Here is a 9,702-nt window from a genome sequence, read left to right as displayed (position 1 = left end):
GCATTACGGCGCGTATTGCCCAGTCGGCTCTCGATAAAGCCCGGGAAAATGGCCAAAAAGTTGGGCTGCTGCGGCCTATTTCCCTGTGGCCGTTCCCCGAGCCGCCGTTTGCCCGGCTGGCGAAAACCGCCAAGGCCTTTTTAACCCTGGAATTAAGTGCCGGTCAAATGATCGAAGATGTACGGCTGGCTACCCATGATGCGAAACCGGTGCATTTCTATGGGCGTACCGGCGGTGTGATTATGACTCCCCTGGAAGTCTACCGGGAAATCTGTAAGATTTTTGATGGCAAGGAGGGCAAATAAAATGGCAGAAGTATTATTTTCCAGACCGCAGGCATTACTAGATGTACCTACCCATTATTGTCCGGGGTGTCATCATGGAATAATCCACCGGTTAGTGGCCGAAGTAATAGATGAACTTGCCATTCAGGAAAAGACAATTGGCGTTGCGCCCGTCGGCTGTGCGGTGCTTGCCTATGATTATTTCAACGTTGACATGCTGGAAGCTGCCCACGGACGTGCGCCGGCGGTAGCGACCGGTGTAAAACGGGTACAGCCTGACGCCGCCGTATTTACCTATCAGGGCGACGGGGATTTGGCGGCTATTGGGACCGCGGAGATTGTGCATGCGGCGGCCCGGGGGGAAAACATTACCACCATCTTTGTTAACAATGCCATCTATGGCATGACCGGCGGCCAAATGGCGCCTACCACCCTCGTTGGCCAAGTGACCAGCACCTCTCCCTATGGACGCAAGCAGGAGATTGCCGGTATGCCTGTTCGGATAGCCGAGATGCTGGCGGCCCTGGACGGCCCGGCCTTTATCGCCCGGGTGGCGGTTAACACGCCTGCCAATATGAACAAAGCCAAAAAGGCCATCAAAAAGGCTTTTGAACTCCAGCTCAGCGGCAAGGGATTCAGCTTAGTGGAAGTGCTGTCCATTTGCCCGACAAACTGGGGAAAATCGCCGCTTGAGGCCGTTAAATGGCTGGAAGAGAATATGATTCCCCACTATCCGCTTGGTATTTACCGAGACATTGAGGAGGTGGCAAAATGAGGCACGAAATGATTATGGCCGGTTTCGGCGGCCAGGGTGTGCTGCTCATGGGGCAAATACTGACCTATGCGGGTATGCTGGAAGGAAAACGGGTGTCTTGGATTCCCTCCTACGGTCCGGAAATGCGGGGCGGAACCGCCAACTGCTCAGTCATCATTACCGAAGGGGCTACCGGCTCGCCGATGGTAGAAGAACCGACAGCCGCCGTTGTGCTTAACCTGCCGTCACTCGATAAATTTGAGCCTGCCATCCGGGAAAACGGTGTTCTGATAGTGAATAGTTCGTTAATTGATAAAGAGGTTAAGCGCCAAGATATCAAGGTCTACCGTGTACCGGTCAATGATATCGCCAGCGAGCTGGGCAACATTAAGATGGCCAATATGGTGGCGCTGGGAGCGTTGATTGCCGCCACCGGTGCTGTGGAAATGGAAATGCTGTTTACGGCATTTGCCAAAAAGTTTGCTGCCAAACCGCATATTCTTGAGCCAAATCAAGTGGCTATTAATCGCGGGTATTATCGTGTTAAGAACAGTATGTAATAAACGGACCGTTTGTTGTTCGTTACAATAGCTTATATCATTGGACAAATTAATAGAGAGAAATATAGAAAAGTGTGCTTCCAGGACATGGATGCGCACTTTCTGTTTTATTATAAAATAAATAGTTCAACAAAAATGAAGAGCGATGGGTTGTTTAACGATTAACTAAATGGTGATTTTTACCATAAACTTGATATATAATAAGTATGGGGACAAGAATAAACGTGCTTGACAGAAATGGAGGTCGGAACTTAATGAGCGACTTTCCCCTATGCATGGAAGACGAATTTATACTCACTTCGCGTGAAATCCAGACGATCCTGAATTCTACTCATGATGCCTTAGTTGCTGTTAATACTTATGGTATTATCAATATTTTTAACGCCGCTGCGGAAAAAATTTTATTGATTAATGCCAGGGAAGCCCTTGGACGTAAGGCCAGCCAAATTATTAAGGGATCACGACTGGAAATTGTGATGAAAACGGGTATAGCGGAGTTAAATCAGCAGCAAAAAATTGGCGAAATCAGTGTCATTGCCAACCGCGTGCCTGTACGTGATAAAAATGGCCGGATCATGGGGGCTGTGGAAAGTTTTCGGAATATTAACAAAATTATGCGGCTGGCTAAAAAATTAACAAACCTAGAAGCTATTCAGGAAATGTTGGAAGCCATTATTAATTCTTCGCAAGAAGTTATTTCCGTTGTTGATGAAAATGAACGGATTATCTTGGTTAATCCCGCCTATACGCGCTTAGTAGGAATGACTAAAGAAAAAGTAATCGGCAAGTCGCCGATGATAGATATTCAACAAGGTGAAAGTGTTCATTTGCATGTTCTTAAGACGGGAAAACCGGTAAAAGGCGTTCCTATGCTTGTCGGGCCCCAAGGCAAAGAAGTCATTGCCAATGCCGCACCGATTATTGTTAACGGCAAATTGCGGGGCAGTGTCGCAGTCGTACACGATGTGTCAGAAATAAACTATTTGACTAGCGAGCTATGCCGCATGCGGTCCTTGGTCCGACAGATGAAAAATTGTCACACGTTTGATGACATAGTAGGAAGCAGCCCGGCGATGAAAGCCGCAGTGGAACAGGCATACCGGGCGGCTGCTACGCCAGCTACAATTTTATTGACAGGTGAAAGCGGTACAGGCAAGGAATTGTTTGCCAATGCCATTCATCGTGCCAGTTCCCGCAGTCATGGACCGCTTATTAAAGTCAACTGTGCAGCCATACCCGAAACACTGTTGGAAAGTGAATTATTCGGTTATGAGGAGGGGGCCTTTACGGGTGCGCGTAAGGGTGGTAAAAAAGGATTGTTTGCTGAAGCCATCCAGGGTACGATTTTTTTAGATGAGATTGGCGAAATGGCTTCTTCCGTTCAGGCTAAATTGTTACGGGTTTTGCAGGAAAAAGAAATTGTGCCGGTTGGCGGTGTTACTTCAATACCGATTGATGTCCGGGTAATTGCTGCGACAAATCTTAATCTTAAACATGCTGTTGCAAACGGAAAATTTCGTGCTGATTTGTTTTATCGTATCAATGTTTTTCCGATAGTGATACCGCCACTGCGTGAACGGTTAGAGGATATACCCAGTTTGACGGAATTCCTTCTTAGAAAATTAAATCATGAGTATGGCCGGTGTGTCCGTTGCCTGGACAGTAGTGCGTTAGCGATTTTAAGTAAATATAATTGGCCGGGTAATGTGCGGGAACTTGAAAATTATTTAGGACGGGTATTGATTAATATGCAGTCTACGGAAGATGTGATTCGGGTCACCCATCTTCCCGCACTCACGCAGAGTGATTCTGCTGCTAAGCCTATGACACAGGCAAGTTGTGAGCAAGCCTGTTCTGCCGGGCAACTAGCTACGCTGGAGACAATAGTAAAGCAGGCGGAGAGGCGGGCTATTGAAGCCGCGCTGGCCGTTACGGGCGGTAATCGCATTGAAGCCGCTCAGCGATTGGGGATTTCCGTGCGCAGCCTTTATTACAAGTTAGAAAAATATCATCAAGAGTAAGCAATTGCCCAAAATTGCACTGCATGTGTTTGCACGAGATGCAAGAACTTGCAGTGTAATTTTCTGTTGTAGTTAGCTTTTAATTGAAAAAGAATGGTGTTTTCAAGCTTTGACATACTCTTAATTTCAGATATGTGTTTTGGCATATTTTATGCAATTAAAATATGTCGAGCACAGCTCTTAATAAAAACTAGGGGGAAGATGCATATGGAAATTTTTGCGTACATGGGAAAATATGAGTATGAAGAATTGGTAATGTGTCATGATGCGGCCTCTGGGTTGAAAGCGATTATTTGTATTCATGACACTACATTAGGACCGGCTTTGGGCGGCACCAGGATGTGGAACTATGCCAGTGAGGAAGAGGCCCTTGTTGATGTTTTACGCCTGGCACGGGGAATGAGTTATAAAAATGCAGCTGCCGGCCTGAATTTAGGGGGGGCTAAGGCAGTTATTATTGGCGATTCCAAAAAAGATAAGAGTGAAGCAATGTTTCGTGCCTTCGGCCGCTTTGTTGAGGGGCTGAACGGCCGTTACATTACAGCGGAAGATGTTGGCACGACGGTTGAAGATATGGAATATATAAACATGGAAACAAACCATGTCGCAGGTTTAGGTTCTATTGCCCGTTCGAGTGGAGACCCTTCCCCGGTTACCGCTTATGGAACCTGGCGAGGAATTAAGGCTTGCGCCAATGAAGTTTGGGGTACGGACTCACTGGCAGAAAAAACGGTTGCTGTACAGGGGCTTGGACATGTGGGGTATACGTTATGCAAATATCTGCATGAAGAAGGTGCTAACCTCATTGTAACCGATATTTGCGAGGAAAATGTGCAGCAGGTAGTCAAAGAGTTTAATGTTGAAGCTGTCGCCCCGAATAAGATTTATAGTGCAGCCTGCGATATTTTTGCCCCGTGCGCGTTAGGTGCAATTATTAATGACGAAACTATCCCGCAACTGAAATGCCGCGTCATTGCCGGTGCTGCCAATAATCAGTTAAAAGAAGCCCGTCATGGCGATGTTATTGATTCTAAGGGAATCCTGTATGCGCCGGACTTTATTATTAACGCCGGTGGTGTTATGAATGTTTATGACGAACTGCTCGATGGCGGCTATAACCATGACCGGGCAATGCGGAAGGTTAGTACGGTCTATAACAACATTGAAAAAGTAATTGCTATTGCCAAACGGGATCATATTCCGACCTGCAAAGCGGCAGATGTACTGGCTGAGGAACGTATTCAAATGATGCGCAGCATAAAAAAAATCGCTACAAAATACTAATTAGTGAGGTACTCAAAACCCGAAGGTCTTGGATAGACTTTCGGGTTTTGGTCTATGATACGCCTGTCATAAAAGGTACACAAAAAAATGCAGGTCACTTAAACGTTTATTTGAGATAATTGTTAGTATACACATAAGGCGTCGCCAACGGTTGAATAGGAATCACTTGGGTGGCCCTGACCACCGGCAGCTTGTTGCCGAGATAGTCAAAAGTATCCAGTTTGCCATGGACTTCTACCCAACTGTCATTTTTTACAGACTGGCCGTCAGGCCATTCCACCATGAGTCCGCTGGGAACGGCATCGGCAGCGCAGCAGGATATTTCAAAGCGGGCGACGAGAAATTGCTGAGAGGATAATTGGTCAGGCCGGCAGACAAACCCTTTGATGCTGATAGTTTTCCCGGTAAAGGCGGCCGTATTTTCGTAGCAGGCAGTCACATACTTGACATGGTTTTCATCGGTTATGAGTAAGGCAGGTTGTTCAGCCGGCAGTACGGGTAAACTGACCGGAGTGGCGATACCGGTCTGCATAAACTTAATCCCTTTCTGCGAGGCGGTCGTTGCGCCCAGCGGGCTGATAGGAACAAGCAGGCCAAGCGTCAGGGTAGCGATAAATATAATATAGCCCAGCCGGCTGGCATTATGATGACAGCCGCAGGAACTATTATGATGCCGGTCGAGTGTTTTAACTAGTTGAATAGCTGTAAGTGCCAGCAGCAGGGCAAATCCCAGTTTGGCGTTGCCAATAAACTGCGGACTGATTACCTGGGACAGGGCAGGTGTTGTCAGTGTATTGTAAAACAACAGGCTAAATCCTATCAGTATAAGAAATTTTAATATGTTTTCGCCTGAGATTTTAAACAGGAACAAAACAAATCACCTCCCATAGCTGAGGAAAGTAAAGCATGGACAGGCTTACGCCAAGGACAACGGCGGTAATGATGAAGATGAGTGTAAGCGTGAACAGCGGCTTAAAAACAGTAAACAGCATAATGGTATTTTTCACATCCAGCATTGGCCCGAAGATTAAGAAAGCAGCCAGTGAACCGGTGCTAAAATGCTCCAGAAAAGGCGCCGCAATAAACGCGTCAGCCTGAGAACAAACGGAGAGCAGGAAGGCAAACACCATCATGCCGCCGACTGAATAAATAGGGTCCTGCCCATAGTTTAAGAGCGTCAGACGCGGGACAGTTACCTGGATGAAGGCTGCCAGGAACGAACCTACGAGCAGAAACCGGCCCATATCAAAAAAATCATCACAGGCGTGATAAAGCATCATGCGGCAGTTAGCCGGGAACCCGGCGGGCGAGGTATGAGGACTGTGAGCATGATGTCCGCCGCAGCAGGTAGCTGCTGTCTCACCGCCGGCGAGCACCTGGCGCGTGCGGCTGGCGCTCATGATGAAGGCGATAATAATAACAGCGGTAAAAGCCCCGAGCAGGCGATAGAGAACCATCGACGGAAAGGCGGAAAACGCCAGATAAGTAGACCAGGCAACAAGCGGGTTAATGATGGGAGCCGATAACATAAAGGCGATAGCAATATAAGGCGGGACTCCCTTATGAATTAACCGGCGTATGACCGGTACCATGCCGCATTCGCATAGCGGTAAAAACACTCCCAGTAAACTGGCGGCAATAATGCCTGCCAGACGTTTGCGCGGCAAGACTCGTTGAATCCATTCCGCCGGAACAAAGGTGTGAATAAAGGCAGAAACAAACACTCCCGCAAGCACCAGCGGAAGTGCTTCAATGATAATACTAAGAAAAATGGTGTTAAAATCCTGCATACCGCGCCCTCCTGATGGGTTATCAATTGATAAATATATATGGCCGGTAAATAGGAATATTCTTAAATAATAACTGAAAGTATAATTTCATTGGAAAATTTATTATTTTCTTATTGTCAATTTGTTTGGGAACATTCAGACATAGAGGGCTTTCTACACAGTCTGCAATTCTTTTGATTTGGTTTCCAATAGAGAGCTTTAGATAAAGCTAAAAGTCCAAGATTATACACTTTTCCCATACCAATTATAAAACTTTGGATTTACTTCTCCATATTGTTTTCTCTAAATTTCGTCGGTGAAATATGATAATGCTTGCGGAATAGGCGACTGTAATAATTTACGCCTTCAAATCCGCAATTTAACGCTACTTCTGTAATGTTAAGATCATTACTTTGCAAATATTCAAGCGATTTTTCTAGCCGCAGTTCATTAATATAATCAGTCATCGTTTTTCCGGTAAGCTGTTTAAATATTCGGCAGAAATAGAAAACCGTGATATTTGCTTTTTCTGCAAGATCTTTTACGGATATTTTTTCTGTGTAATGTGCAGCAATAAATTTAAGGATTGTGTCAAACCGTTTAAGGCTGTTTACTCTTGAAGAAAATTCATCACTTGACATAATTTTGTGAATGTGTCCCCTAAGCAGCAGGACAATCAATTGGTAAATAGAGGATTTTACTGCAAGTTCAAAACCTATTCTTTTTGTGGAATACTCGTCAATTGTTTTTACTACACAATTCAATACTTCCGTGTCGTCTCGAATCAAGTTGCGAAGTGTTATCCGATTTTGCGATAAGGGAGCGAGATATTTCGTCTGGCATAAGTCTACTTGGTTACTAAAAAGGAAAGGAAGATCAACTCGGATGACATAAAACTGCAAATCGTCTGAGAGGCTCTCCATATAATGCAGTTCATTGCTGTTAATAACAACAATATCTTGAGAGCGCACGATAAACCGTTTCATGTTGCATTCAAGCATTGCACTACCGCAAATAAAATAATACATCTGCATATGCTCATGCCAATGCGTTTTTAGCTTCTGCTCGCGAGCTAAGTCGTTTTTTAGAAAAATATCTACACCAAAATGAACGTCCGGCATTTTTTTATAAAAGTAATCTTTATAATCTTTCATTTTCAAGCCCCATGTCAATATTGTGCTAAATATCAGCAACACAATTATAGAAACTGACTGATTTTAAGACTATTATAGAACAAGAAACAGATTCATGTAAACTGCAAAATTGAGCTATTCTAAATCGAAAGAAGTTGAAATGAACATGCAAGTACCAATTTCAAATGAACCACAAAAAAAGGGCATTACTCTATTTGTCGTAGTGGCAATGTCCTTTTTGGCCACACTGGATTCAAGCATTGTTAACATTGCCCTACCAGTAATGTCGAAAAGTCTTGTGGTTCCGCTGTCTTCCATTGAGTGGGTCATCGCAAGCTATGTTATGATTATTTGTTCCACACTGCTTTTTTTCGGAAGATTAGGAGATATCGTTGGAAAATCAAAGGTGTTCAATTGTGGAACTCTTTTATTTACCATAGGCACACTGCTTTGCGGTCTGTGCGATTCCCTTTTTCCGCTTATTATATGCCGGTTTATTCAAGGCATAGGTGCTTCCGCCTATATGGCTAATAATCAAGGGATTATTACACAACTGTATCCGAATGAAGGAAGGGGTAAGGCTCTTGGTATTTTGGCCTCGGCTGTAGCTCTCGGTACTATGATTGGATCGCCACTTGGTGGTTTGATTGTCTCGGTGCTGAGTTGGAATTTTATTTTCTATATCAAAGTGCCAATCGGTGCGGTGATTTTTGTTCTTGGGTTAAAATACCTTCCGAAGGATAAAAAAACTTTTGGACAACATATTGACAAAACTGGTTCCATTCTTCAATTCTTGGGTACAATGCTTCTGTTTGGTGCACTGATACAAGCGCAAAAAACAGGATTCTCGAATCCGTACATAGTGGGAGCTATTCTGTTAGCCCTTATTGTTAGCGCTTTGTTTATAGAATTTGAAAAGAAGAAGGTACAGCCGCTTTTGGATATTAGTCTTTTTAATAACCAATTGTTCTCTCTGAGTCTGATTTGTGCATTAATTTCATTCGTCTGTATTGCCGCTTACACATTGCTGTTACCGTTTTATTTCCAAGATACGCTTAAACTGTCACCATCCAGTTCTGGACTCTTGATGATGATAGCTCCACTTATTATCGCTATTCTCTCGGCATTTTGCGGAACTTTGGCTGACAAAATCGGAGCAGAAATTTTAACATTGATTGGGCTATTTGTAATGGCTGCAAGTTTCTTACTTATGTCTTTCCTCAGCATACATTCATCTGTTCTGATTTGCGCAATCTTTTTAACGATTATGGCTGTTGGACAGTCTTTTTTTCAACCTGCCAACAACTCTCTTATTATGTCCGCTTGTCCGAAAAGCAAACTCGGAATAGGCGGCAGTGTCAATTCGTTGGTACGCAATCTTGGACAATATGTTGGAATTGTCCTGTCTACTACCCTTCTATACTGCTTTATGGGAAGTAAGCTAGGGTATGCTGTGTCTGACTATGTACAAGGCAGAGATGATGTGTTCGTTTACGGCATGAAAAATGATTACCTGATTTTAATGGCACTATGCATTATTGGGGCGGCATTGACTGCTTACAGACTTGATAAGTCAAAAAACAAAAAGATGATAGAAAATGGAGATAGTAAATAAAATGGAAACGAAAACATACATCTTTGTGATAGTCACGTTAAATGCGCCAGGTAACGGTTCTCTGACTCATTCTAATTACAGCAGTTATTGAACAAGCGGGCATCTACGCAGGAAAAGACACCGCAAAGACAGAGACGGTGGTACTCGTCTTAATTTGAGTTAATAAGACACTTCCACCGTCCCGCCTTACGTGCAGAAAACAATATAAACATATCTTTACAAAAGGCAATTGCCAGAATGATTAATTTAATATTGCAATTTACCTAAAAGTTGTGGGTAAAA

At 44.2% G+C, this 9,702-nt stretch carries 8 protein-coding genes and 1 pseudogene; 6 read left to right on the top strand and 3 right to left on the bottom strand.

Features of this window, described 5'->3' with window-relative positions:
* From BLR65_RS08175 to BLR65_RS08155, 5 genes and pseudogenes are all read left to right on the top strand, one after another.
* Positions 1 to 305: pseudogene (locus BLR65_RS08175) on the top strand (3-methyl-2-oxobutanoate dehydrogenase subunit beta); the annotation flags it as partial.
* A gap of 1 nt (position 306) precedes the next feature.
* Complete coding sequence (locus BLR65_RS08170; protein ID WP_093793692.1) at positions 307 to 1,059, top strand: thiamine pyrophosphate-dependent enzyme; 753 nt, start codon at positions 307 to 309, stop codon at positions 1,057 to 1,059.
* Positions 1,056 to 1,598, top strand: a complete 543-nt coding sequence (locus BLR65_RS08165) for a 2-oxoacid:ferredoxin oxidoreductase subunit gamma family protein (protein ID WP_093793691.1) — start codon at positions 1,056 to 1,058, stop codon at positions 1,596 to 1,598. The genes BLR65_RS08170 and BLR65_RS08165 overlap by 4 nt, the downstream gene beginning before the upstream one ends.
* A 254-nt stretch (positions 1,599 to 1,852) precedes the next feature.
* Positions 1,853 to 3,619 (top strand): sigma-54 interaction domain-containing protein, encoded by a 1,767-nt coding sequence (locus BLR65_RS08160; RefSeq protein WP_211285207.1) that lies wholly within the window; start codon positions 1,853 to 1,855, stop codon positions 3,617 to 3,619.
* Positions 3,620 to 3,826: 207 nt separating this feature from the next.
* Positions 3,827 to 4,903 carry a Glu/Leu/Phe/Val family dehydrogenase gene (locus tag BLR65_RS08155; RefSeq protein WP_093793690.1) on the top strand — a complete coding sequence of 359 codons (1,077 nt, stop codon included), beginning with the start codon at positions 3,827 to 3,829 and terminating at the stop codon, positions 4,901 to 4,903.
* A 106-nt stretch (positions 4,904 to 5,009) separates the two neighbouring features.
* On the opposite strand, the gene BLR65_RS08150 is transcribed toward BLR65_RS08155, so the two are convergent.
* The 3 genes from BLR65_RS08150 to BLR65_RS08140 form a co-directional block, all read right to left on the bottom strand.
* On the bottom strand, positions 5,010 to 5,774 hold the full coding sequence (locus tag BLR65_RS08150; protein ID WP_093793689.1) for a TIGR03943 family putative permease subunit: 765 nt from the start codon (positions 5,772 to 5,774) through the stop codon (positions 5,010 to 5,012).
* Positions 5,761 to 6,693: a permease gene (locus BLR65_RS08145; RefSeq protein WP_093793688.1), complete on the bottom strand. Its 933-nt coding sequence runs from the start codon at positions 6,691 to 6,693 to the stop codon at positions 5,761 to 5,763. The genes BLR65_RS08150 and BLR65_RS08145 overlap by 14 nt, the downstream gene beginning before the upstream one ends.
* A gap of 260 nt (positions 6,694 to 6,953) precedes the next feature.
* Positions 6,954 to 7,826, bottom strand: coding sequence for a helix-turn-helix domain-containing protein (locus tag BLR65_RS08140; RefSeq protein ID WP_093793687.1), 873 nt, complete (start codon positions 7,824 to 7,826; stop codon positions 6,954 to 6,956).
* 139 nt (positions 7,827 to 7,965) lie between these two features.
* Between BLR65_RS08140 and BLR65_RS08135 the strand changes: the two genes are divergently transcribed.
* Complete coding sequence (locus BLR65_RS08135; RefSeq protein ID WP_218130627.1) at positions 7,966 to 9,420, top strand: MFS transporter; 1,455 nt, start codon at positions 7,966 to 7,968, stop codon at positions 9,418 to 9,420.
* The last annotated feature ends 282 nt before the right edge of the window (positions 9,421 to 9,702 follow it).

The organism is Sporomusa acidovorans, assembly GCF_900101845.1.
Lineage (GTDB): Bacteria > Bacillota > Negativicutes > Sporomusales > Sporomusaceae > Sporomusa > Sporomusa acidovorans.
This window is presented reverse-complemented; position numbering and strand designations above follow the sequence as displayed.

What these genes read in the sequence shown, in the direction of transcription:
- BLR65_RS08170 (WP_093793692.1), top strand. Translation starts at nt 307, where the DNA reads ATGGCAGAAGTATTATTTTCCAGACCGCAGGCATTACTAGATGTACCT.
- BLR65_RS08165 (WP_093793691.1), top strand. Translation starts at nt 1,056, where the DNA reads ATGAGGCACGAAATGATTATGGCCGGTTTCGGCGGCCAGGGTGTGCTG.
- BLR65_RS08160 (WP_211285207.1), top strand. Translation starts at nt 1,853, where the DNA reads ATGAGCGACTTTCCCCTATGCATGGAAGACGAATTTATACTCACTTCG.
- BLR65_RS08155 (WP_093793690.1), top strand. Translation starts at nt 3,827, where the DNA reads ATGGAAATTTTTGCGTACATGGGAAAATATGAGTATGAAGAATTGGTA.
- BLR65_RS08145 (WP_093793688.1), bottom strand. Translation starts at nt 6,693, where the DNA reads ATGCAGGATTTTAACACCATTTTTCTTAGTATTATCATTGAAGCACTT.
- BLR65_RS08140 (WP_093793687.1), bottom strand. Translation starts at nt 7,826, where the DNA reads ATGAAAGATTATAAAGATTACTTTTATAAAAAAATGCCGGACGTTCAT.
- BLR65_RS08135 (WP_218130627.1), top strand. Translation starts at nt 7,966, where the DNA reads ATGAACATGCAAGTACCAATTTCAAATGAACCACAAAAAAAGGGCATT.